The following is a 22,805-nucleotide window of genomic DNA, read 5'->3' on the forward strand; positions in this document are numbered from 1 at the left end:
AACAACCGATTGTTCGCAAATATTATTTTCGGTCATTCTGCCAGATACCATTGTAGAAAAGCGTTTAAAATCGAAGGGTAAACAAGTATTCGTCGACTAACTAAATATATTGGTGTGTTTTAGTAGAAATTCGTGTGTTGTCTTTGAAAATAAATGCTTTATTTAATGAGTGAATCCACCATAAACTGCTCGAAAGTTGACGCTTTATGAACTACCAAATATTATTCGGTTCATACCCTATTCCACGTTTTGCCGGGATAGCCAGCCACAATTTTGTTGTGCTGTGCGACGAAACCGGAAGACCGCTTTTCGAGATAAATGGTGGTGCCTCCAATGCAGACGGCAGTTTTAACTATTGTGCCATCCGTGGACCGCTGACAGCCGTTGTTACGGACTACGCGCACCGCGATCTGCAATACTATCCAGAGTTTTACGTACGACCCACATCCCTGACCTGTCTGCTTTTAGAAGGCAATTACAGCTCGATGGCGGCTCGCTGGCGCGCTGCGGTGGATCTGGCGGAGCGCATCCGCCAGTCCGGCCTTCGCTATTCCTTTTTGCTCCAGAACAGCAATTCTGTAGCAAGTGCAGTAACAGAGGCGATGAAACTGACACCGCCATCGGCAGCCGTAGGCAGGGTCAAGGCCCCTGGAAGCTATCGGCGGCTTACACTTGATGCGGCATAAAGCTGAGTTTCAGTTCGAAGCGAGTTCCATGCTTAAACAGTCAAGAAGTGTTTTACTTATTTGGCGATGAGCGTTGCTGTCGAGAAGTCGCGCATCACCTCAGCTGCGAGCAGTGCGTCACTTGGTGAAATCGTCTCGCCCGTCAGAATGTTCTCAAAAACTGCGGATCTCATTTCCGGCAGATGGATGGTGGTGTCACCCCAAGCCGGAAGGGGCATGAATGGCTCGTGAAATTTCGAGACGGCCTCGAACGGCAAGCGGGGTACAGCGACAATACACGAGTTAGATTCATTGCGGCGCAGGAAGGCCAGAAGATGATCTGAATTGATGCCGCTGACCTGTAGCGGAATGTAGTCTCCCTGCAAAAACAATTCGGGATAGCGCTGTCTTAGTCGAAGGTGCATCGTGATGACGCGTTGTTTCAAGGCACCCGAATGCCAATCCGCTAACAAGTTAACGAATGGAGATTGCTCGGCGTAGTTCAGTTGTGTGCTTAGTTTTTCAAAGCCGATATCGTCAGGCGCGCCCGTTTGTGAAAGCGAGAAATCCCAAGTCTCAGAACCAGTTTGTATGACGGGAATGCCGGGTGTCGTCATTTTAAGAACGGTTTGTGAGAGGCTATTGACCGCTCCTGTAACCCAATAGGGCTTCATCCGATCTGCAAATTCCATCAGAAATGCGCGATCGAGGAAAATGCCGCTGATATAGTCAGCGATTGCCATTTCATAGGGCCGGTTAACTTCGGTCCAAAAGGCATCCTTCCTCATTTCCCGTATGGCTCTGATCACAAAGCCAGTTAGTTCCTCCTGAACAGCTGAAAGTGACTTTTGATCATCGAGATGAAGTTGCGGAGGCCAGATTGCAGCCATGGTCTGATAAATGAGCCACTCGGTTTCTGGGTGTGGAACCAGGGCACCTTCAATCATCTTGACGTTTTCAGCAAAACGTATTCGCCAATCAGAAACGCATTGTATCCAGATAGCTGGTGCTTCGGTGAGCGCCAGAAGGCGCATGCGAGCATCTTCGCCAAATTTCGTCGCATAAGAAAAGCTGGTTGCATTCATGCCCAAAGGCATTGTTTGAGCTTTTTGAGTCATGTGTGCATGAAATGCCTCAACCGGCTGTTTTGCATCTGCGGAGAAGACTGTGATTTCGTCAAGCGAAATCGGACCGCGGTCGTAGCGATAGGATTCTTCTATCGCTTGAGCCATCACTGCGGCCGACAGTTGCTGATAGCGAGTGTCAAACTCATTATATATTCTTGGTGGCAAGTCCGATCTTTTTATGCCTGCTGTTTCCAGAATGACAGTGTAGTGGTCATGGCGATCGTTCGAGTAAGTTCGAAACACTGGTAATTCCGTGATGGTTTCGGAAACTACGCGCCTTATTTCAAGTTCATCAATGTCTTCGGATGCAAATGGTAGGAGAAGATTCCCCAATGCATTCAATTCTGGCGCGAACTTCTTATGCAGAATGGCGTACTTCGCCCCGCGATAGTGGTTCTCCTGAGATCGTTCTACCCCAGCCATAGTCGCATGGGCATGTTCTAGAGTTGGTCGCTGTGCGTGGTCGATCAAAACATTCGCAGTGACGGCAATAAACTCATAGCCAGCCGTTCCATCCACACTCCACTCCCCTGACTGGATTTCTCCATTCAAGAAAATCTTGTCGGTAACGATATAAGCGTCGCTACCGACAGCGTGACGCAGTTGCTTCAAATATCCAGCAGGATTTGCAAGGCCATCTATTTGATTTACACGAAATCCACGCACTGCACCTAATTTGATTAGTTCCAGCGCGGTTTTATGAAAGTCGTTGAAAACATCAGGATTCTCCACATTCGCCCCAACGGAATAAAGCGAGTCATATGAGTGTCGGTAAGGCAGGTATTTGCGGGCGTTGGCGACGGTCGTCAGAATCCAGTGCTGCTCTGCTAGAATTTTCTTTAGCGATGTGATGTCAGTGGATAGCCTGTTGAGGTGGTCAGCGAGACCGAGACGATTGGAGACGCTGCTCTGCCCGTAGATTATGCGCAAGTTTTCATGGAATTGGTCGGGATAAAGTGGCTGAGCATCAGATGCTGCTTCACGAAACTGCTCAGCCAACTCACTATCAAGTCCCTTTAAAACGTTCGTGTAAGATGACGGCGACAATGGATATAGATTATCAGAGTGAGATAGTCCAAGCGTGTTGGCTGTGGTGTCAAATACCAAGCTGATTGACTCATTCTCGATTTCTTCGGCGAGCGGTCGCTCCAGCACCGGCAGGCTGAGCTGGCTGCGCCAGTCAACATCAAAGTATTTGGCGTATTTGGCGTCCTTGCCCCACTCGAGAAGCGAACTCCACCAGGCATTTTCGTGGGAAGCTGGAATTTGGTTGGGATTGATGTCGATCAAAAGGCTCATACCCGCTTTTTCCAATGACTGGATGAGCCTGGCAAATCCCTGTTCGCCGCCTGATTTCCGGTCCAGCATAGTCGGATCAAATGATCGACGTCCATTGCCCGCATCATTTGTATCAAAGACCGATGAAACGCTGACGCAATCTATCCCCAATCGTTTCAGATACGGCACCCTTGACGCCAGGTGATTGAAATTGACACCGTTTTTCAAAAGCAGGCGATAGGCTGATGTCGGCACCTTATTCCGGTTTGGCATTCTGATTCACTTCTCCTGATCGTGCTTGGTTAAGTTGTCAGGTGGATAGGTGAGTGTTTGGTGAACTGATGTATAAGCTGTGGCCGTTCAGTTTTGCCAAGAAGTGCATCGAGATATTCGCGCTGCCACCATTGCGCGTCGTGTTCTGTGACACGCTTTAAAAGCTTGCGGTGACGCAATTGTCTTTCGGGCAGTGGCATGGTCGCTGCCTTTTGAATAGCCTGTGCTACATCGTTGATATCGTAAGGATTTACAATCAGAGCCTCGCTCAGTTCTTCGGCAGCCCCAGCAAATTTGGATAATATCAGTATTCCGGGATCTGCGTCATCCTGTGCAGCAACATATTCTTTTGCAACGAGGTTCATTCCATCACGCAGGGGCGTAATGAGACCTATCAAACTCGATTTAAACAAAGGGGCCAGTTTGGAACGTGCGATGCTGCGATTGATATATTGTATAGGCGCCCAGTTGAAATCGGCAAACTTGCCGTTGACTGCACCGGCAAGCTGTTCGAGTTCCGATTTTATATCACCGTAAGCTGTTACGTCTTCACGTGAAGGAGAAGCAATTTGCAGATATTCGGCATGACCCTGGTACTCAGGATATAGGTCAAGAAACTTACGGAATGCTTTTATGCGATGTGGCAAGCCTTTCGAGTAATCGAGACGATCAGCAGATATGATCTGAAAGCGCTTCAACATCTTACGGCGCATGCGTTCCAGTTCTACAGTGTCATCTGGCTTGCCAGACGTCTGGGCAAATTGCTTCACGTCGATTCCGATCGGAAAATGCCCGATGTGAATTGTCCGGTCTCTGACCCGCACCAGCTCTGGTGAAATGATATCCGCGTCGGAATGTTCTTTCAGATAACGATGGAAATTCTGGACGTCATTTACCGTCTGAAATCCGATGAGATCATATTGGAGTAAGCAGGAGCGCAGCCATTCATGTCTTGGAACGGCCGAAAATACATCGACAGAAGGGAAGGGGATGTGCAGGAAAAAACCAATTTTATTCTGGCATCCATTCTGGCGTAATTTTGCCGCCATGGGGATCATATGATAATCGTGAATCCAGATCACATCCTCTGGTTTAAGCTGGGGAGCGAGTGTGGCTGCAAAACGTTCATTGACGGAAGCGTAGCAATCGGCAAATTCGGTCCGGTAATCCATCAAGTCCAGCCGGTAATGAAATGCGGGCCAAAGCACTTTGTTTGAAAATCCGAGATAATATTTCTCGTGTTCGTCTGGAGTGAGAGATGTCGTCAGCGTGACGACGTTGCCGTGACTTTCACTTTTTATCGATGAAATATCTTCAGATATGCGCCCATCCCATCCCATCCAGAGGCCGCCTTGACTTTTTAATGCATCGACAATTCCAACTGTTAATCCGCCTGCTTGTGATTTCTTAGTGAGGTTTGCCGTTCGGTTTGAAACAACAACCAACCGTCCCATAGATAAGTCCCTTGCATTCGTGTTAATTAAACCCAATCCTCTCAGGGGCAGATGGTTCCCCTTTTTTTTGATTTCGTAATGAACCAATCGTCTTCCGCTGAGTTTAAACAATAAATGTCAGCTCAATCAACACGGCGAAAATTTTTAGTATGAAATCCGATATGACGGGAGTACTTCCAAACAATCTCCATAACTGGGCATTGTTTTTGGACATCGACGGAACATTGGTCGACCTTGCCTCGACACCTACGGGTATCAGCATACCAGAGGAGTTGCCGGGCCAATTGCTGTCACTTTTCACGCAGTTGGATGGTGCAATGGCTCTTGTAACTGGGCGTTCAATCGAATCCGTCGACGCCATGTTTGCTCCGTTTCAGTTTCCTGTTGCGGGGATGCATGGTTCGGAAGTCAGGGATGGCTCGGGAAATCTCGGTAGGAAGCTCATTGATCGCTTGGCGCTCGATCAAGCCCGACAGGAGCTTGAAAAACTGACTTCGCGTTGGCCGCAAACCATTATCGAAGACAAGGGCTTGGCCATAGCCATGCACTATCGTTTGGTACCCGAGGCTGAGAGGGCAGTACAGGCTACGATGTCTGAGGTCCATTCCAAACTTGGAGATGGCTGGAAACTTCAAAGTGGGAAAATGGTTGTTGAATTGCTTCCGTCTGGAACGGATAAAGGGTCTGCTGTAGCAGACTTTATGGCAATGGCTCCCTTTAAGGGTAGAAAGCCCTTGGCTATTGGCGATGATCTGACGGATGAGACAATGTTCCGTTTTGTTAATGGGGCAAGCGGTTGTTCCGTCAGAGTGGGCGAGCCACTGTTTCAAAGCGATGCGCAATACAAAGTCCATTCTGCTCATGACGTGAGAAGATGGATCGCGGCCGTGGTTGCCGTCTCCAACCAGATGGCTTGAATCACCAGTAAGTTTCGGTTTTGAGCTCAATTGGCAACGACGCGCCAGATCGTATTTCCCACATCATCTGCAACAAGGAGTGCGCCATCCTTGGCGATTGCAACACCAACAGGTCGGCCAAATGCTTCATCATTGTCGCTTATGAAGCCGGTAAGAATATCCTTTGGGGCGCCATTGGGTTTGCCGTCGGCGAAAGGCACATAGATCACTTTGTAGCCACTCCTCGGTTTACGATTCCACGATCCGTGTTGGCCGATAAATGCGCCATTTTGATATTCTGGCCCCAGAAGCGAAGAGGTATTGAATGTGAGTCCGAGTGACGCAGTGTGCGCACCAAGCGCATAGTCCGGTTTGATCGCCTTTGCCACCAGTTCAGGATTTTGCGGCTTTACTCTCATGTCAACATTTTGCCCGTAGTAGCTGTAAGGCCAACCGTAAAACCCACCTTCTTTAACGGAGGTCATGTAGTCTGGAACGAGATCGCTGCCGATTTCGTCACGTTCATTGACCGCTACCCAAAGCTCACCGCTCTCAGGATTCCAGGAAATACCATTGGGATTTCGTAGTCCGGACGCAAATACACGTTGTTGGCCAGTTTCAAGATCAATTTCGAGAACGCTCGCCCGGTTTTTCTCAGCATCCATGCCGTTTTCGCCGACATTGCTATTGGATCCAACCGTTGCATACAGCTTTCTGCCATCAGCGCTCGCAGTCACATCCTTGGTCCAATGATGATTAATTGGTCCACCCGGTAAATCGGCAACCTTTTCCGGTGTGGCAGTGGACTGAGTGTCGCCATCCATATAGGGCACTGAAACGATACTGTCGGTATTTGCTATATAAAGTTTACCATTTGCCAGTGTCATTCCGAAGGGAGAGCGCAAATCTTGCAGGAATGTCTCGCGCACCTCCGCGACGCCATCATTATCTGCGTCGCGTAGCAATATGATTCTGTCTGCGCTTTTAACCTTTGCGCCGGCCTGGCTCTTCATCAAATCCTCTAACCATGTTCGAACGCTGAAACCTTGATCCTTCTTTTCGGGCGCATTGCTTTCGGCAACAAGAACATCGCCGTTGGGCAGAGCACGGATCATGCGTGGATGATCAAGGTCTTTAGCAAGTGCATTGACTTTCAAGCCTGGCGCTGCCTTTGGCGTGACACCTTCCGGCCATTCGCTAGCTTTGGCAACGTTGACCGTGGGGATGGGTTTGGGATTGGGGGCAGGAAGGACGGGATTGGGACCATAACCTTGTTCGATTGCAACAGTTGCCGATTCTTGTGAATAGAAATAGACGCCCCCGACGCCAAGTACGGCGAGCACGGCGAGTACCAATACGGCGTTAGCAAGAGTTTTCATCGATTAATCCCTCAATGGCCAACCACACAATGCCTATGCACGAGGAATAATGCTTATGAAGGAGGAGCGTTCCATACTGGGTCCTTCCGTTGGAAAGTGACTGGAGGCGGAACCTCATCCGCTATGTCGACGTTGAATTTCAGACAGGAGGAACAGATGGCTGAAACAACGTTGCTTACAGATCATCAGGCTATTCGCGATTGGGCTGGTGCTCGTTCGGGGGTGCCTGCCATACGTGACGCAGCTGATCTCATCGGCGTCACAGAACCAATATTGATGATAAAGTTCGGACAAGAGGTATATAAGGATAATGATGAGACTGGCTCCGATCGCCCGGACGAATTGGGAAGTTCCCGGCTTGTGGAATGGGATGAATGGTTTGACCTCTTTGACAGAAAACAATTGGCGCTTGTGGTTTCAACTGAAATAGAAGGCCAACGCGATGAATTTCATGAGCTTGTACGCAAATAAACCGGCTGGAATTTTACATGTAAAAACAAATCGTGCAGTGGGTTGATCCCTGCGGGTTCGGACTGTAAATAGAAGCATTGGATTTTGGATCGTCTGACTTTGTTTTACGCTTTCTAGCGCTTCGACAAGCTCCTTCTTCAAAACTCGATTAATAGGAGGCGCCTGTTAATAGGTGCCAGTTGTTGCTGCTAGACGGAGGTCCATCATGGCCACAGGCACAGTTAAATGGTTCGATTCAACAAAAGGTTTTGGTTTTATTCAGCCGGATGATGGCGGGACAGATGCGTTTGTTCACATCTCCGCAGTTGAACGCGCTGGAATGCGCAACATCGTTGAGGGTCAAAAGATCAGCTACGAACTCGTTCGCGACAAGAAGTCCGGCAAAATGTCGGCGGATCAACTCGCAGCCGTATAATAACCGGCCACGGTGTTCGCTTCCAGCGCATTCCGTGGTAGGATAAAATGGAAGGGCTGGGCTTGATGTCCAGCCTTTTTCATCGCCCGGCAATTGAAAAGCCAATTGCTTGCAACGACAGGACCGCTTTCTATTGAAAAATCTTAAAGAATTGAACGAACGTCGCGCCGCGGCGATAGAGGCAAAAAAGCTTCTGCTGAAGAAATTTGAGTCAGCACCAAAAGCTGATGATCCTGAAATGATTGCCAAACGAGCAGAACGGGAAGCCATCATTGCTGCGCGCGAAGCCAGAAAAGCTGAGCGTGACCGGTTGGCAAAGCTTGAAGAAGAGCGCAAAGCCGCTGAAGCCCATGCTCTTGCAGAAGCTGCTGCTGCTGAAGCCGAAGCACTCGCTGCCGAAGCAAAAAACCGCATTGCGAGAGTTGTTCTGGACGAAGCCGAACGTAAGGCGGAACGTGACCGCCGTTATGCTGCTCGCAAAGCCAAGCAGCGCTGATCACCTACCGATCTTCCAGTTTTATCGTACCCTGCAGTTTTTGACTGTGGGGTATTTTGGGTTGTAACCCGCCAAATATAACGCTGGCCATTCTTTGCCCATCGATATATTCATAGGAATATGACGGTGGCAAAGAGAGCTTCAATGAGCGTTCAATATCGTGACTGGACTAGATATTTTGCAACTGTGCTAACAGTTTTTTCGTTGGTGACATCCCTCCAAATCGACCAAGCCCAAGCAGCTGAGAAGGTTACGGTTTTTGCCGCTGCAAGCCTTAAAAATGCACTCGATGAGGTCACCGCAGCGTGGAGTGCCGAAACCGGTAGGGAAGTAACTACATCTTATGCTGCCAGCTCGGCATTGGCCAAGCAAATCGAGTCAGGCGCTCCTGCAGATATTATCATTTCAGCAGATCTGGATTGGATGGATTATCTTGCGGCAAAGAAACTTATCAATGAAGCCACACGAACAAGCCTTCTTGGCAACAGTATCGTTCTCATAACATCCACAGACAAAGCCGAGCACTTCGAGATAGAAAAGGGTTTTGATCTGGCCAGGCTTCTTGGCGATGGCCGTTTAGCCATGGGCGCAGTTGATTCGGTTCCAGCGGGTAGGTATGGCAAGGCTGCGCTGGAAACATTAGGCATATGGGCCTCTGTCGAAAGTAAGATCGCTGGTACAGAGAATGTTCGTGCTGCATTGCTACTGGTTTCACGCGGTGAGGCACCATATGGCATTGTCTACAGGACCGATGCCATGGCCGATAAAGAAGTGGTAATTGTCGGAACCTTCCCGGAAGAAAGTCATAAGCCAATCGTTTACCCGATTGCGATGCTGGCTGACAGCAAGAGTGCTCATGCCATGTCGCTGCTCGATTATGTGAAATCACACAAAGCTGTACCCATGTTCGAAAAACATGGTTTTACAGTTCTTAATTAACGACTGGCTTAGGCCAAGACCTGCAGCAAACGAATAGAGCGAGCTTTCGATTTGGATTGGTTCTCGTTAAGCACGGAAGAGTGGGCAGCCGTTCATCTCAGTTTGCGTATTGCAACTGTAGCGATGATTGTCAGTCTGCCCTTTGGCATTGCAGTGAGCCTTTTGTTGGCCAGAGGGCGGTTTTGGGGGAAGTCACTTTTAAATGGCCTGGTACATCTCCCATTGATCTTACCCCCCGTTGTTACCGGCTTCATCCTGCTCGTTCTTTTTGGAAGGCGGGGACCAATAGGCGCATTCCTTGCCGAGAATCTTGGGATTGTTTTGTCATTTCGATGGACTGGTGCTGCCTTGGCTTGTGCCGTGATGGGGTTCCCGTTGATGGTACGCAGCATTCGCCTTTCAGTTGAAGCAGTAGACAGGGGATTGGAGGATGCTGCCTCCACCTTGGGCGCAAGTCCGGTCTGGGTCTTTGTTACGGTGACTTTGCCTCTCATCTTACCAGGCATTATTGCCGGGATGATCCTTTCCTTTGCAAAAGCAATGGGGGAGTTTGGAGCAACGATCACCTTTGTTTCCAATATTCCGGGTGAAACGCAAACTTTATCAGCCGCCATTTATACCTTTACGCAAGTGCCGGGTGGGGATGCGGGTGCCTTCAGACTAACCATAATCTCTGTAATCATTTCCATGGCCGCTCTGATGGCTTCAGAGTTCATGAGCTATCTTCTCGGTCGCAAAGCGGCGGCAGCATGAAGCTGGTATTCAAGGCACAACGCAAGTTAGGCGCATTCCAATTGGATGCGGCATTCACATCCGACGGCGGCGTCACTGCACTGTTTGGCGCGTCGGGCTCGGGTAAGACCTCTGTCATTCGCATGTTAACGGGGTTGGGCCATCCTGATCAGGGGCGTATCGTCTTCGATGGCGACGTTGTAGTTGATACAGAGCAAAAAATATCTGTTCCAAAGCATAAACGCCGTTTTGGCGTTGTTTTTCAAGATAACCGGTTATTTCCTCATTTGTCTGTCCGTCAGAATCTTAACTACGGTCGATGGTTTGTTTCAAAACCCAAGTGTGAGAACAATTTTGATTCCATCGTTAATTTACTGGGATTAAACTTGTTACTCGACCGGCGGCCAACAAATCTGTCTGGTGGTGAAAAACAGCGTGTTGCCATTGGCCGTGCCTTGCTTTCGTCACCACGATTGCTTTTGATGGATGAGCCGCTTGCAGCGTTGGACGAGATGCGGAAAGCGGAGATATTGCCCTATCTTGAGGCGCTTCGTGACCAAATGAATATCCCGATCATTTATGTCAGTCATTCGGTGGCAGAAGTGGTGCGGCTGGCCGATAAGGTCATCGTTATGGACAATGGCAAGGTTACGATGGCTGGTGCTGTAGCTGATGTGCTGAATCATCCTTCAATTTCTTCGATGCAAGACCGGAAAGAAGCGGGAACCTTCATTGAGGGAAAGGTCATTCAGTACGATGGAAAGCATAGGCTAACCACTATCGAGTTCAATTCCTCCCGATTTTATGTTTCCGGACCCGAGGTTACAGTTGGGCAGACCGTGCGCATGTATGTTCTGGCTAGGGATGTCATGCTTGCTACAGTTTATCCGCAGGGTGTGAGCGCTCTCAATATTTTGAAGGGAAAGATCGTCGCAATCATTTCCAATATCGAAGGCACAGTCGACGTGCATATTGATTGTAAAGGAACAGCGCTGCTTTCCCGAATTACATCGTTTTCGTGTGATCGCCTTTCGCTCACGGAGGGAATGACCGCTTATGCCATTATAAAAACGGTGGCTCTCGAACCGCGATAAGCTTTTCCAAGGCGCGGGTGATGCGCTTATACTCAGATTTTTCGATCGGTAGTATTGGGCGCGGCGGATTGGAATGCGTCAATCCCAATATATCGGCGGCGGCATACATCACGCGAATGCTTGTCAGCTTCTTAAACAAATCCCACAGAGGTTGTAAAAGGTCATTTATGCGTTTGACTTCGTTATGATTTCCCGCTTGAGCGGCTCGCGTCAATGCCAGGCATGGAACAGGTAGCAAACCACCGGCAACGCTGTACCAGGCGTCACCACCAGCCAGTAAAGCATCGGCTGCATTCCAATCACCACTGAATCCGACTGCAAATTCGGAAGGTAATGCGTTGCGGAGCGGTTTGATTATCGCGGGCATATCCGCAGCGGGAGCAGCAGGGTTTTTCAGGGCGACAACATTCTCAATTCTTGACAGTCTCTCAATCAGCGAAACTTCAAAGCGAAAATGGGTTGTCGTTGGATTGTTGTAGATGCATAGAGGAAGGCGAGTCGCACCAGCTATCGAAGCGTAATGCTGAAAGACCTCTTCGTCATTTAGGGGAGTATACGAGACGGGCGCAAGAAGCAGTCCTGAGGCACCTGACTCCTCAGCATCTTTTGCAAGATGTTCCGCTTCATCGGTGCGCATGGCACCAACCCCGACGATGATCGGTACATCAGAGCCGGCGGCTTGTTTGGCAATCTCAACTGCACGTCGTCTTTCTGTCCGGCTAAGATACATATATGTGCCGGTGCTACCCAACAGACCGATTGAATCCACGCGGGCATTTGCAAGACGATCGATTATTCTTGAAAGCCCACCTTCGTCCACATGGCCCTTTTGATCACAGGGAGTAATGGGGAAGGCTGACAAACCGCAAAAGATCGGTGATTTCATGGTCTATCCTGATGCTATAGGTCAAGGTGAGGGGTATTTAGCTTTCGTCACTGGCGCTGAAAGATGTGCCAGGGCGATAGAGCAATATTTCGCGGACTTCATAAACGGCAGTCGGATTAGCGCGGCGCAGGTCGCGCGCGGTGACCACAGCGGCATCCAGTGATGGGCAATCGACAACATACAAGCCAAGCAATTGCTCTTTCGTCTCGGCAAATGGCCCATCAATAATCATGCCAGCATCCTTGCCGCGCAAGGTTACAGCGCGGCCAGTAGGGCCAAGTCGCGCGGCAGGTCCGAGCGTTTTTTCACGGATAAGACGCTGATTGACCTCTAGTAACTCGGTCATCAGTGCGTCGTCCTCCTCGCTCGTCCACGACGAGACGATTTCTTCTTCGTGATAGGCCAGAATTGCGTAGAACATGGAATGTGCCTCTCCCTGGAACATGATGCCCGATTATTCTAGTCAAATTAGGTTGCACTGTAACCCGCTTAGAGTGGGAAGCTTGGAGACGAAAAATGGGCTTCCTGATGAAAGCCCATTTTTTTGAAGTAGCTGTCAAAAGTAGCAGACTATGACCCGTTTCTGTTGAAAACATTTAATAATTTGGAGTCGTCGGCAATATGAGTGACCCAGAAGACATGTTGGTTTGTCCCAGAATACTAAATTATCTGGCTTCAAAACAAAAAAAGCCCCGGAATTCCGGGGCCAAAACGTAGATCAACTTGAGGCTTTAAATGGTGATTTGCGTCCGCTCGTAGAACGAAGCTTGAATCTTCTCTGGATCGAACGCCGGAAAGATGCCCGCTTGTCTCAATCGTTTTTTTATTCGACGGGGGTGTTCATCCCGCTCAATCGCAAGATTGCTGAGAGAAACGAAAGTTGCTTTGAAAGCCTCTAGATCAACAGGATTAACGAACGTCTGCAAACAACGTTTTGTTCGATTTTGGGCAAGCTGCGTTGGAATCGCGCCAAAGTTTAGTAGTCCACTAACGACTCTTGTGGAGGTGCGCAATTCTTTCATGACTTCCCTGAATGACAATCCGCCATGGTCCTCAAGTTGGGTTTTTTTGACAAGTTCGGAAATGTTCACATGTACCGCCATGAAGCCGCGCTCTTCCGGATCAAGAGCAACATCCAGGAGTTCGCCCCTGATAATCAAGTTGATGAGTTCGCTGGTCTTACACTTGGCGCGCCTACGAGCATCGGGAATCGAGCAGGTCTTACCCGCAACCGGCTCGCCAGAGCTTAATCGTGAGATCGCGCGTAAAAATCGATCGAGTTCGCTGACGCTGAACTTCAAATCCATCGATCCTCCAGTTGTGGCTTCGAGAAATGGTCGAACGAACCCCTCTTGGACTAGAATTCTCCACTGAACTCGTGGAGCATTCACATATGCCCGTGCGTCCAAAGAACCGAGGGTTTGCTGACTTGCCGCCATAAAGGTTTCAACTTTTGAGGCATCCATGAGAATTCGACTGTAAGGCAGTTCAATTGCAGACGGTTCGGTTAAACCGGCTCCAATAAGGAGCTTTCGAAGCCGTTGTGGATGGACGTCGTATTTAAGAGAAGCGGTTCTGACCGAATGCCATCGACGAGGGGTCGTAATTGGACCGAAGATTTCATCGCCCGGACCGAAGGGTAACGTTGCTACAGCGTGCGAGCGGACCAAGTCGCGGACCGGATCGTAGGCGACATCGTCATTTTCATGTGCCAGCCATTCATAAAAGCGACCGTAAAGCGCGGTACCGCCCATATCACAGGCCCGCGCGAAAAAGCGGTCGTGAAAAGAGCTAAGACAATCTCTGATTGCGTCTTCACCATCCGACATCACTTGGTAACCTGTTTCGGCGCATGTCCACCACTGTGATTCCGTAACGCTATTGGTAGCCATCCCGATGCCAAGATGTACGATCGCCCCCAACATTTCACATGATCTGCCTGCGGCGTATAATGGGAGCTGATCCAAAAAAGCCACCGACGTCCCCTCATTGTTCAATCGGGCTGTAATATACCTCTCGAAATTTGATGTTCTCCTCTTCTGTGACCCGGCAAGGATGGCTCTGAAGTCTAATTTGTTATTCCTGATCCATACCGAGAAATCTTGGACGACCCTTTGATTCGCGGGATTGACCTCCGTGACTAGCTCGACATGATGGATCGGGCACGTGCGGATAAAAGAGACCGACCAATTCCGCCGACCGTACATTCGGGCTTCAGGTAGGCGGTCTGTGCGTTCGCTGTCACTGATCAGGCACGCAGGGCAGTATCTGAAGCGAGTGCGGCACAGGAACTGTTTTCTCAATTTTTCACCGTTGATCAGGTACAGGCCATCGTGCTTAATTGAGGCGGCTTTACCGAGCGCAAGCACATCGACACCACTGAGAGTTTCCAACTGCTTGATGGATTCTGCTGTCCCATCAACGACCTCTTGGAATCGCAGTCCCATATGTAGGCAAAATTCCCTAGCGTTCGATGCGCCATTAGCTGAAGCGAGTTGTGAGCAAAAGCTTGCAAGCGATTGATCTTCTAGCAATGGCAATGTGATTCCTAACCTGCTCATGGGCGCTCTCCATAGCGCAGGCCCATAGCTCCACCGACGGATTGTTCGTTAGCTGTTTGGATAGGCATGACTGCAAGTCCCGCGTCGAGATCTGCCCAATCCTTTCGGGTGAACAGATTTTCAGTTGGTGAACATCCAGAAATTGCCTGATAAGCCGTCTTAAAATGTTTCCCGCGAACCACGCCATCGTGCTCTGGATCGACAAGACACTCCCGTACCGCGGCCCTGATCATCTGAATGATCGACCCGAAACTGCCCCCACAAGAATGGACGAGGCGATCAAGGAATTCGTCTGTGACGAAATCGTCGAGTTCAAGCGATGCATGATCCTTGATGACGGTCTCCAGGATTGATTGGATAAGGCCTCGGTGACGTTCAGTATCGATTTTGTCGAGCCGGACGACCAGAGAACGCTCCTTGATCTGTTTGTCGCGTAAAATCAGATCTTCCAAAGGTGATACGCCGGACAAAATCAATCGAACGGGCCATTCCATCTGAACCAGGTTTTTGAAACCATCCGATACCTTTTGAACGACGTCCTTATCTTTGTTCATCACAGAGTGTTGCGCTTCGTCGATATGCACGAAGAGAACTTTGCGGACCATCAATTGATGCCGAAAGAGCTGCCATGCCTTTGCTTCAGTCACAGTGCCGGTAACGGGATACCCAAGCTCGTTTAATCCTTCGAGAGCAACCATTTTGGGTGTGCATGGTTGGGGTGCATTGTAGCGAAGTACGGGGCGGGTAACTGTTCCATAAGAATCGACGTATGACTGAAAGGCTTCTCTCAGCGCGAAGTTATGGTCCAGCAATCGGGATTTGCCCGCACCAGATTCACCAAGGATGATCAAGATGCGCTTCTTGTCCATCTCCGAGTTGTGGGTGGCGACGAGGCTTTCGCACAGGAGGTCAAGGCGTGCGTTTAAGATGGTGTCGCGCATCGTCTCGATATAACGAGCGTTGATTTCCGCCATCTTTTCGGCGCGTGCTACGGAAGCAGAGGACATGGTCGCTCTCACTCTGCGTGTAGCCTCGAAAATTGGGTCGTTTTGGGAATTACCGTACATGATTTGCTCCTTCCTTTTGTTAGAAATCTGTCCGAATGCGGATGATGCTGCCGAATTGATCGACGTCTTCATCTTCCACGTATCCGTCTTCATCTACAGCCGGATGGTGGGTGTCGACCTTTGAAGCGACAGCACGCTTTGCTTTCACTGCCGCCTTCTTCTTGGCGTTCGGCTTTGCGGGTTTCGGTTTGAAAACGGCGAGATCGACTCCGAAAAATTCCGAAAATTCGTTCGAGGGTGCCCATTCGCCGAGAGTATCGAAATCGACGTCGTCGCCTTTATCGCCCTCAACCACGGTGATATGGCGTGTCAGTCGTTGCTCGATTTTGCGAAAGTGCTCGTCGTTGAGAACGGGTGTAGCGAGTTCGGCTTCAGCCTGCGCGAGTGATGCCTGCTGCTCGAGCCATTTGAAAGTCCTGAATACAACCTGTTCGGAAACTTTCGTATTGGCTCGGTTGATGGCCCGGAGCTGTTCGGCAGCGGCGACCCACTTCCAGACACTCACTCCTTCCAATCCGCTTAGACGCGCCGGGACGTGATACCACCCCTCGCTTGACCAGACCGAAACTCCGGAAAGGTCAAAACGGTCAATCCTTACGAGAACGTTGCGGCTGTGAAATGTGCGGCGTAGTTCCTGGAGCTTTGGTGAATTGAAATAGATCCCGAGAAATGGAATGCCTTCTGACGTAATCTTGCGCTCGACATTCGTCCCGAAAATGTGGCGACGCAGGTCGCCGGTTGGTGGTGGGATAATTCCATGCTCAAACGACAGGCGCAGCCACGCATTTCGTGGAGTTTCACCACCGAGGGAATTGTGGGGTGTGTTGTGGTAGACATCGACGATCAACCTGATGAAGATCTTGTTGAGCGTATCCATGCAAAGACTGGCGTTGCCTTCGGAATCATAGTCCCCCTTGGCCAGAACCGAGCCGAACGTACGACCAGTGAAAAAGCTTAGACCAATCGTGTCCATCGTCTGAAAGAATCGTTCGACGGTTCCGCGAAGGTGCGCTTCCCCCGAGGGCGGCAGGAGGCCGCTGCCAGTGAGATCGTTCACGGTGACCTGGTAGGGAAGCGATGCGTAGGCAGGGCCTGAATCCGTGGCAACCGTTTCGACCTTGCCCTTCATGTCCCATGGCGTCTCGCACCCGGCTGCGATGGCATATCGGCTCTTATCACATACGGCCATCTCCAGCGCTGTGATGGACGACTCCGTAGACGGCTCTTTCCGGGTAATGCGGAAACCGAGAACGCACTTTGTGGCCACGTCGATTAACCCAGAGAACCAAAGCCGACTGCGCTCGACGGCCGCTTTTTCTTCCGAGGAGAGAGTACACCAGACATTTGCTTGAGCCAGCAGTGTCTGCAAATGCATATTCCACTCGTCGGCCTCGACACGCTCAAGAGGATAAGTGGCATTTACTCCGGTGGTGACCATGGCATATTTTGCGCGGGCAGCCTTGTCGCCATACCTGCCAGCATAGACGAAAAACGCCGGGAGCGAGTTGATGCGATTCTGGAAAGTTTTCAACGACGGCCATCGGAGAACCGGCTGGCCCGTCGCCGTGCGCTCGATGTTCTGGTCATTGATATGCGCGCGCATCATTTTGTAGAGAAACACCATCGTCGGTCTTTTTGTGCTCGCATATTGAACGGCAAAAGACTGCTGAATGCCGTATTCCTCTGGAGTAAACTCTTCCTGCTTACGCGAGCGGCCGAAATGGTCTCTGAGCGCGACCGCGTTGGAGTTGGCAAGTTCATAAATTTTCAACCACCGACGAAGTGTGCGGGCAGGCGGAACGTCGATCGAAACTGAAGTGGCCTTCCAGCGCGCCTTCTTTTCAAAACCCAGCTTCCGGTCGGCAAGAATTTCGCTGCAGATAGCCATGATGCGAGGCTCCATGCACTTGTCGGATCGACGAAGCGAATTGTCGTTGGCCTCGAGAGCAAGCCATCTGCGACAGAATTCCTGCTTCACGAGCACTTTCATTTGCTGGGTTTCCGAGAGTTCGCTCATTAATGCAGCGCCGCTGTGTCGGAGCTTGGATTCCGCAGGCGCGTACGCACCGCTGTGGACTTCCATCAATGACGGCTCGGCATTGAGCAACTCATGCACTTGGTCATTGCTAAAAGTTTGCGGGATTGCCGGCCCTTCTTTCCGGACGAAAACGTGAATCCGGCCATCGGAACTCGCGACGCCGTGTTCGACGCCATCAATGACGACTTTGTCGAAAGCCTCGAAGCGATAGGACGGAATGATTTGACGTGTTCCGAGATAAGTATTGACTTCTGGCATTGTTTTTTCCTTTCCTTCAGTTGCGGGTCACGGCTAGGAGGCTCGTGTCTTGAATGCGTTCGTCTCGGTTGATGGGTGTTAGGTACCCTTCGTAGATCAGGCAAAACATGGCGTTGCGGCCGTATGCAGGAACTTCAAAGTCGGAAATCAGGTCCGCCATGCTGACTGCTCCCCTGAACTGCGCGGCAAATCCGCGAAGCTCCTCGCAATGGTCATCGTTCCTCATTTGCCGAGAGCGGATCACTTGGCTCGCGTTCCATGCGCGGCCATCGGTGATCTGTTTCTCAGTCAAAAGAACGATCTCGTGGGCGAAGCCTTTTAAACCCTGCTTGCCAATCCACTTCAGCGTATTGCGGATGCCGCTCCTTGCGACTTGCCCCGACGCCTTCACGGCGAATGCGACGACTTTTCCGCTTAGATACCAGGCGCGGAAATCGAAAGTGTGCTCGTGAAGCTCGCCGTCGTCGTCGACATATTCAACAGCCTGTGGCTGATCTTCGATGCGGGCGACGTCATGCTGCGCAACCAAGATCCTCCCAAGCCCTCGTTCGATCTGGCTTTCAACGACGACCTCCTGCATTGTGAGATCATTGACGAATGAGCCGCGTGTCGATGCTTTCGTCCGCAGGGCAGGGCGGCGCGAGGCATCAGATCGTTTTGTTGGGACGTGTGCTTGTGAAGTGGAGGTGGCCTTGTCAGGCGGAGTCAGATCACCCGTATCGAGCAGCCTCTTTCATTGGTACGTGCGTCAAAACCTAAAAGTTTTGAGGACGGAACAAGAAATGTAGTGCGATACGGAATTGATCGCCGTTCGACGCCGCGTTCGACGCCGCGTTCGATCTCGCGGAGAAACTGGAGTGTATGACGTGCACGCATGATGGTTCCCTTTTCCAAAAAAAATAACTCATGTATTTCAGGAGGGAACGACAGACAAACCGATGCCACAGCATCGGTAATACATACCGATGCTTTAGAAAGCGGTTTGGCGGGCGTTCCGCTCAAATATCGATATGAACTTGTTCATGACTAAACTTGCCTTTTTTCTGCCCGATTTGCTCGGGGAGGCGGTGTATGCCACGGGATTAGTTCCCGCGCAAGATCTCATCTACAAAAAAATGCAGTTACATCAAAGCGATGGGTACTCGCTCGGCTTTAGAATCTATATCTAGGCCAGTCTTCCTCTTTTGTTCATGATTTGTGAGCTATAAGTAGAGGATCTTTAGAGGAAAATAATTTAAGTATTTCGCTTTACCTGAGTGTCCGCGCGTTGGCCATGTTGTTTTCAGAAAGTCTACATGCCAGTGGTACGGCGACATGGGTATTGATATAGTCGTGAGCCCTTAGCGACTGAAATGGAGTCGAAAGCTTCTACTTCTGCCGATTGCAAGATAAAATAGTCCAGACGCAAGGGTCGATACGCACTGTCGCAATCTTCGAAAAATCCGTTATGAAACTCGAGTTTGAGGCAAGAAGTGCTCGAGAGGACGCTTAGGCCCGGCATTATGGAGCAGGTGACACATGACTCCATACTCTGATACCCGCCGTGCCCAGGTACACAAAGCGAGACCGCCTTGCCATTTGGCAATATTATGCTATTTTTATGCCAGAAAGTGAGGATGCTATGCAGCTTCAATCCATTGCCTCGACACCATTCAACAGGTTATCCACTGAAATCACTGACGTGGAAGCGGGCGCGCTCGCCCGCACAACGGTGAATCTCTTCAATGCTTGGAAACTCACAGACGCACAAGCTTGCACCTTGCTCGGCGGTTTGTCGGCCCGCACTTGGGCTCGATGGAAAGAGGGTAATGTAGGGCGTATGGATCGAGACCTGAAAATGCGGATGGCTCATTTGATGGGCATTCACAAAGGTGTCCGACACCTGTTTAAGGACCCAACACGAGGATATGAGTGGATTCAAGCACCTAATACCGCCTTTGGCGGCAAGTCAGCGCTGGATGTAATGCTTCAAGGCGAGCTTGCTGATCTTTCGGTTATGCGTGAATGGCTCGATGCGGAGCGCAGTGCATGGTAAGTGGCCTTGCTGCCCGAACCCGGGTCCAGTGGACCAGAACGTACCGCATCATTAGATCAATCTATCCGCCTATCGATTTGTTCGATGACATAGCCGATCCCCGCGACTGGGAAGCCCTTGTCGCTGTTGAGGCGAAAACGAATCCGCGCCTTCGATTTGAGGTGGGCGATCTTGGCAAAGTACCAGCGAAACGTCGTGTTTCGGGCGTTGGCGCTAGTTATGTAATGGCCCCATTTGTCCATTGCTCAACAGGGCGGCCAAGCCGCTTCACGGACGGAAGCTACGGTATTTACTATGCAGGCGACAGTGAAGAAGTCGCTGTCGCCGAAACAATCCATCACCATCAGAAGTTCATGAATTCAACGCCTCAGCCTCCGGGGTGGACATCGGACTTCCGTGTCTTGGTGGGCAGCGTAGACCGAGTACTAGATGACGTGAACGCCGTGCCTGACGTTCTCCATCCGGACGATTACACCGCTTCCCAAATTGAGGGACGCGAACTTAGGGCAGCCGGAAGCGACGGCCTCTTATGGAACAGCGTCCGCATGCCTGGTCAACGTTGTATCGGCATCTTCTGGCCGGACGCCATAACTATACCCGTCCAAGGGCGGCACTACTGCTATCACTGGAACGGCACGCGGATAGATTTTGTGCGTCGGTACGATACTGGAGAAGTCTTGGCGGTAACTTAGCGGTCATCGACATTAGCTGCGAGAGCCGCGGGCTGGGTTGTCGAGCGAAAGACAACCGGATGGTCTCATCGAACGCAGACGGCGCTAAAACAATCTGGTTCGATGAAACTACCTTGCATCCCAAAGGTTTATTGCGACCTGTCGTTCGTATTCGCTTTTCGACCAAGTTTATAATATCGCGATAATGTCCTGACGAAGCCCATCTGTGGAGAAATCACCCAAACGTCGCTGGTAATGCCAACTGGGGTATCTTTTAAAATGGGGTGTCCGGAAAACTCACCAGTGAGACAGGTGGTTGGCCGAGAAACGACCTTCCAATTGTCGATTAGTGGTGCCGCAGCGAGGGTTTTCTTTCCCGGAAAGATACCCCGGCGGATTTGTTTCAGGTCGCGCACCAGATTTTCCAAGAGTTCGATTTCTTTGTCGAGATTCTTCGATGCTTCGACTGCATTGTTGATTACACGCATAAATGCCTCCACGCGGAAGTAAAGCTTCCACGATCTAGGTTTTGAAGTTTGATGTTGATGCGGTGGCGGTCTCCGCTTACCCGCCGAGACCTATTCGAGCGCGTCGCGGCGGGAGCGCATCTAAAGAAACGAAAGAATAAGACGTGATCCTTTGGGGCTGGAAACTGGTGGCTGAGAGATACTCGGTCATTGCTGTGCCTCACTCTCGCGGGGAATATGTTTCAGGAGTTGTTCAACATCCTCTCCGGACAGCCGTCCCTGCCTGAGCAACGCCTCCGCCATAAGTTCAACTTGGCCACGCTTGCTGATGAGGACGTCTTTTGCACGGGCAAACTGCTCGGCTACAATGCAACGAACTTTTTCCTGGAGGACGATGTTCGATCTTGCGGCGGCCAGGAGTGCGGCTTCGGAGTCCTCGGCGATATAGATCAAATTTTCGCCTAGTCCATAAGAAGCTTCTATTGCCGTGGCGAGAAGTGTGGCTCGATACAAATCTGACCCTGCGTCGCCGCCCCAGCCGGCTCCATAAATGCCGAAGAAGACCTGCTCGGCCGCAGCGCCAGCGACGCTGACAGCGATCCGGTCAAGGATTTCCGAGGGTAGTCGTTCGAGGTTCGAGATTTCATTAAAATGGGTGATGCCGCCATTTTGGTGCTTAGGTCCGCTCAGATCGACGGAATTAGACAACCGCACTTCGACAAGTTTTCCAACTCCCAATACGAGGCCAACTAATGCATGTCCGACCTCGTGATATGCATTGCGCCGCATAAGTCGGGGTGGAAATTGAAAACGTTTTGGCAACGCGTCGGAAAGGTCCATGATTTCAAGGGTTCGCCGACGACGACGTGCAAGCCTACGCGCATCCCGCACCAGTTTCTCAATTGTGGCACCTGACCAACCGTCTGTTGCATCAACGATTTCGGGCAGTTCGGAATGCTGAAGGTCGTTTCGCAGATGCCAGCGCAAAATACCCAAGCGTGCCGTCGCATCGGGGAGGGGAATTTGAATATGCCGGTCCAAGCGGCCGGCCCGGGTGAGGGCCGGATCCATACGATTGGGATTGTTGCAGGCACCGACGACAACAACTCCTTCGCGTTTTTCAGCGCCGTCGAGTTGTTCCAGCAACGCGGATACCACTTCAACATGGTATTGCTTGTTGTCTCCAGTGACTTTGTCACGATCTCCAACTGCGTCAATCTCGTCAATAAATAAAATAGAAGGAGAACGTTTTCTTGCTTCTTCGAAGGTCGCGCGCATCGCCTTCAGCAGATCTCCGAGGTGCCCCATGGATTGCCAACGCGCCAAAGATGCGATTACAATATGCACTTTGCGGGTCCGCGCCAGCGCTCCTGCAAAGGTGGTTTTGCCGGTGCCAGGCGGCCCGCTTAGAAGTACGCCCCTGTCGACGTCTGTCCATTGAATCTTCCCCGCACTCCAATCTTCAAGATCAAGTGCTAGCTCTTCTCCCCAGATGGCGGCTTCGCCCAGTCCATGCAATTCTTTCAACGTTGGACCTCCAACGGAATCTGATTTGTCTTCTTGTCTGGCAGCCAGGTCTTCGAGCAACGTAATCGACTTCTTG

22 protein-coding genes are annotated in these 22,805 nt (G+C 50.7%); 10 read left to right on the forward strand and 12 right to left on the reverse strand.

Annotated elements, in window-relative coordinates; translation table 11 throughout:
- Positions 1–206: 206 nt before the first annotated feature.
- Positions 207–686, forward strand: coding sequence for a hypothetical protein (locus tag ACYJL1_RS09380; protein ID WP_460895161.1), 480 nt, complete (start codon positions 207–209; stop codon positions 684–686).
- A gap of 56 nt (positions 687–742) precedes the next feature.
- Here the strand turns inward: ACYJL1_RS09380 and treY are convergent, their stop codons facing one another.
- Together treY and ACYJL1_RS09390 are read right to left on the reverse strand one after the other, a co-directional pair.
- Positions 743–3,343: a malto-oligosyltrehalose synthase gene (treY, locus tag ACYJL1_RS09385; protein ID WP_460895162.1), complete on the reverse strand. Its 2,601-nt coding sequence runs from the start codon at positions 3,341–3,343 to the stop codon at positions 743–745.
- 29 nt (positions 3,344–3,372) lie between these two features.
- Positions 3,373–4,884, reverse strand: coding sequence for an alpha,alpha-trehalose-phosphate synthase (UDP-forming) (locus ACYJL1_RS09390; RefSeq protein ID WP_460895163.1), 1,512 nt, complete (start codon positions 4,882–4,884; stop codon positions 3,373–3,375).
- Between the two features lie 74 nt (positions 4,885–4,958).
- Here ACYJL1_RS09390 and otsB point away from each other — a divergent pair, with 74 nt between their 5' ends.
- On the forward strand, positions 4,959–5,714 hold the full coding sequence (gene otsB / locus ACYJL1_RS09395) for a trehalose-phosphatase (RefSeq protein ID WP_460895164.1): 756 nt from the start codon (positions 4,959–4,961) through the stop codon (positions 5,712–5,714).
- 26 nt (positions 5,715–5,740) lie between these two features.
- Here otsB and ACYJL1_RS09400 read toward each other — a convergent pair whose 3' ends face one another.
- Positions 5,741–7,072: a PQQ-dependent sugar dehydrogenase gene (locus ACYJL1_RS09400; RefSeq protein ID WP_460895165.1), complete on the reverse strand. Its 1,332-nt coding sequence runs from the start codon at positions 7,070–7,072 to the stop codon at positions 5,741–5,743.
- A 156-nt stretch (positions 7,073–7,228) separates the two neighbouring features.
- Between ACYJL1_RS09400 and ACYJL1_RS09405 the strand changes: the two genes are divergently transcribed.
- From ACYJL1_RS09405 to modC, 6 genes are all read left to right on the forward strand, one after another.
- Complete coding sequence (locus tag ACYJL1_RS09405; RefSeq protein ID WP_460895166.1) at positions 7,229–7,543, forward strand: hypothetical protein; 315 nt, start codon at positions 7,229–7,231, stop codon at positions 7,541–7,543.
- A gap of 205 nt (positions 7,544–7,748) precedes the next feature.
- Entirely contained in the window at positions 7,749–7,958 is a 210-nt protein-coding gene (locus ACYJL1_RS09410) for a cold-shock protein (protein WP_115052800.1), read from the forward strand.
- Between the two features lie 133 nt (positions 7,959–8,091).
- Positions 8,092–8,454 (forward strand): DUF6481 family protein, encoded by a 363-nt coding sequence (locus tag ACYJL1_RS09415; RefSeq protein ID WP_460895167.1) that lies wholly within the window; start codon positions 8,092–8,094, stop codon positions 8,452–8,454.
- Between the two features lie 144 nt (positions 8,455–8,598).
- Positions 8,599–9,393: a molybdate ABC transporter substrate-binding protein gene (gene modA / locus ACYJL1_RS09420; protein WP_460895168.1), complete on the forward strand. Its 795-nt coding sequence runs from the start codon at positions 8,599–8,601 to the stop codon at positions 9,391–9,393.
- 51 nt (positions 9,394–9,444) lie between these two features.
- The gene (modB, locus tag ACYJL1_RS09425; RefSeq protein WP_460895169.1) at positions 9,445–10,146 is read left to right on the forward strand and encodes a molybdate ABC transporter permease subunit; all 702 of its coding nucleotides are present in this window, start codon (positions 9,445–9,447) and stop codon (positions 10,144–10,146) included.
- Positions 10,143–11,219, forward strand: coding sequence for a molybdenum ABC transporter ATP-binding protein (gene modC, locus ACYJL1_RS09430; protein WP_460895170.1), 1,077 nt, complete (start codon positions 10,143–10,145; stop codon positions 11,217–11,219). Before modB ends, modC begins: the two co-directional genes overlap by 4 nt.
- Here the strand turns inward: modC and ACYJL1_RS09435 are convergent.
- From ACYJL1_RS09435 to ACYJL1_RS09465, 7 genes are all read right to left on the reverse strand, one after another.
- On the reverse strand, positions 11,188–12,105 hold the full coding sequence (locus ACYJL1_RS09435) for a dihydrodipicolinate synthase family protein (protein WP_460895171.1): 918 nt from the start codon (positions 12,103–12,105) through the stop codon (positions 11,188–11,190). The genes modC and ACYJL1_RS09435 overlap by 32 nt on opposite strands.
- Before the next feature lie 37 nt (positions 12,106–12,142).
- Entirely contained in the window at positions 12,143–12,526 is a 384-nt protein-coding gene (locus tag ACYJL1_RS09440; RefSeq protein ID WP_460895172.1) for a YciI family protein, read from the reverse strand.
- 310 nt (positions 12,527–12,836) lie between these two features.
- Positions 12,837–14,666 (reverse strand): TniQ family protein, encoded by a 1,830-nt coding sequence (locus tag ACYJL1_RS09445; protein ID WP_460895173.1) that lies wholly within the window; start codon positions 14,664–14,666, stop codon positions 12,837–12,839.
- The gene (locus ACYJL1_RS09450; RefSeq protein WP_460895174.1) at positions 14,663–15,673 is read right to left on the reverse strand and encodes an ATP-binding protein; all 1,011 of its coding nucleotides are present in this window, start codon (positions 15,671–15,673) and stop codon (positions 14,663–14,665) included. Before ACYJL1_RS09450 ends, ACYJL1_RS09445 begins: the two co-directional genes overlap by 4 nt.
- A gap of 79 nt (positions 15,674–15,752) precedes the next feature.
- Complete coding sequence (locus ACYJL1_RS09455; protein WP_460895175.1) at positions 15,753–18,029, reverse strand: Mu transposase C-terminal domain-containing protein; 2,277 nt, start codon at positions 18,027–18,029, stop codon at positions 15,753–15,755.
- A gap of 16 nt (positions 18,030–18,045) precedes the next feature.
- Complete coding sequence (locus tag ACYJL1_RS09460; protein ID WP_460895176.1) at positions 18,046–18,609, reverse strand: hypothetical protein; 564 nt, start codon at positions 18,607–18,609, stop codon at positions 18,046–18,048.
- Between the two features lie 125 nt (positions 18,610–18,734).
- A complete protein-coding gene (locus tag ACYJL1_RS09465; protein WP_460895177.1) occupies positions 18,735–18,905 on the reverse strand; it encodes a hypothetical protein in 171 nt (56 codons plus the stop codon).
- A gap of 745 nt (positions 18,906–19,650) precedes the next feature.
- Between ACYJL1_RS09465 and ACYJL1_RS09470 the strand changes: the two genes are divergently transcribed.
- Entirely contained in the window at positions 19,651–20,064 is a 414-nt protein-coding gene (locus ACYJL1_RS09470) for an MbcA/ParS/Xre antitoxin family protein (RefSeq protein WP_460895178.1), read from the forward strand.
- Positions 20,058–20,756, forward strand: coding sequence for an RES family NAD+ phosphorylase (locus tag ACYJL1_RS09475; protein ID WP_460895179.1), 699 nt, complete (start codon positions 20,058–20,060; stop codon positions 20,754–20,756). The genes ACYJL1_RS09470 and ACYJL1_RS09475 overlap by 7 nt, the downstream gene beginning before the upstream one ends.
- Positions 20,757–20,884: 128 nt before the next feature.
- On the opposite strand, the gene ACYJL1_RS09480 is transcribed toward ACYJL1_RS09475, so the two are convergent.
- Complete coding sequence (locus ACYJL1_RS09480; RefSeq protein WP_460895180.1) at positions 20,885–21,223, reverse strand: DUF6634 family protein; 339 nt, start codon at positions 21,221–21,223, stop codon at positions 20,885–20,887.
- A 186-nt stretch (positions 21,224–21,409) separates the two neighbouring features.
- Complete coding sequence (locus tag ACYJL1_RS09485; protein ID WP_460895181.1) at positions 21,410–22,729, reverse strand: AAA family ATPase; 1,320 nt, start codon at positions 22,727–22,729, stop codon at positions 21,410–21,412.
- Between the last annotated feature and the right edge of the window lie 76 nt (positions 22,730–22,805).

It is taken from the genome of Phyllobacterium sp. K27, assembly GCF_054796155.1.

What these genes read in the sequence shown, in the direction of transcription:
- ACYJL1_RS09400 (WP_460895165.1), bottom strand. Translation starts at nt 7,072, where the DNA reads ATGAAAACTCTTGCTAACGCCGTATTGGTACTCGCCGTGCTCGCCGTA.
- treY (WP_460895162.1), bottom strand. Translation starts at nt 3,343, where the DNA reads ATGCCAAACCGGAATAAGGTGCCGACATCAGCCTATCGCCTGCTTTTG.
- ACYJL1_RS09460 (WP_460895176.1), bottom strand. Translation starts at nt 18,609, where the DNA reads ATGCAGGAGGTCGTCGTTGAAAGCCAGATCGAACGAGGGCTTGGGAGG.
- ACYJL1_RS09410 (WP_115052800.1), top strand. Translation starts at nt 7,749, where the DNA reads ATGGCCACAGGCACAGTTAAATGGTTCGATTCAACAAAAGGTTTTGGT.
- otsB (WP_460895164.1), top strand. Translation starts at nt 4,959, where the DNA reads ATGACGGGAGTACTTCCAAACAATCTCCATAACTGGGCATTGTTTTTG.
- modA (WP_460895168.1), top strand. Translation starts at nt 8,599, where the DNA reads ATGAGCGTTCAATATCGTGACTGGACTAGATATTTTGCAACTGTGCTA.
- ACYJL1_RS09435 (WP_460895171.1), bottom strand. Translation starts at nt 12,105, where the DNA reads ATGAAATCACCGATCTTTTGCGGTTTGTCAGCCTTCCCCATTACTCCC.
- ACYJL1_RS09480 (WP_460895180.1), bottom strand. Translation starts at nt 21,223, where the DNA reads ATGCGTGTAATCAACAATGCAGTCGAAGCATCGAAGAATCTCGACAAA.
- ACYJL1_RS09465 (WP_460895177.1), bottom strand. Translation starts at nt 18,905, where the DNA reads ATGCGTGCACGTCATACACTCCAGTTTCTCCGCGAGATCGAACGCGGC.
- ACYJL1_RS09405 (WP_460895166.1), top strand. Translation starts at nt 7,229, where the DNA reads ATGGCTGAAACAACGTTGCTTACAGATCATCAGGCTATTCGCGATTGG.
- ACYJL1_RS09475 (WP_460895179.1), top strand. Translation starts at nt 20,058, where the DNA reads ATGGTAAGTGGCCTTGCTGCCCGAACCCGGGTCCAGTGGACCAGAACG.
- ACYJL1_RS09440 (WP_460895172.1), bottom strand. Translation starts at nt 12,526, where the DNA reads ATGTTCTACGCAATTCTGGCCTATCACGAAGAAGAAATCGTCTCGTCG.
- ACYJL1_RS09470 (WP_460895178.1), top strand. Translation starts at nt 19,651, where the DNA reads ATGCAGCTTCAATCCATTGCCTCGACACCATTCAACAGGTTATCCACT.
- ACYJL1_RS09455 (WP_460895175.1), bottom strand. Translation starts at nt 18,029, where the DNA reads ATGCCAGAAGTCAATACTTATCTCGGAACACGTCAAATCATTCCGTCC.
- ACYJL1_RS09380 (WP_460895161.1), top strand. Translation starts at nt 207, where the DNA reads ATGAACTACCAAATATTATTCGGTTCATACCCTATTCCACGTTTTGCC.
- ACYJL1_RS09450 (WP_460895174.1), bottom strand. Translation starts at nt 15,673, where the DNA reads ATGTCCTCTGCTTCCGTAGCACGCGCCGAAAAGATGGCGGAAATCAAC.
- modC (WP_460895170.1), top strand. Translation starts at nt 10,143, where the DNA reads ATGAAGCTGGTATTCAAGGCACAACGCAAGTTAGGCGCATTCCAATTG.
- ACYJL1_RS09445 (WP_460895173.1), bottom strand. Translation starts at nt 14,666, where the DNA reads ATGAGCAGGTTAGGAATCACATTGCCATTGCTAGAAGATCAATCGCTT.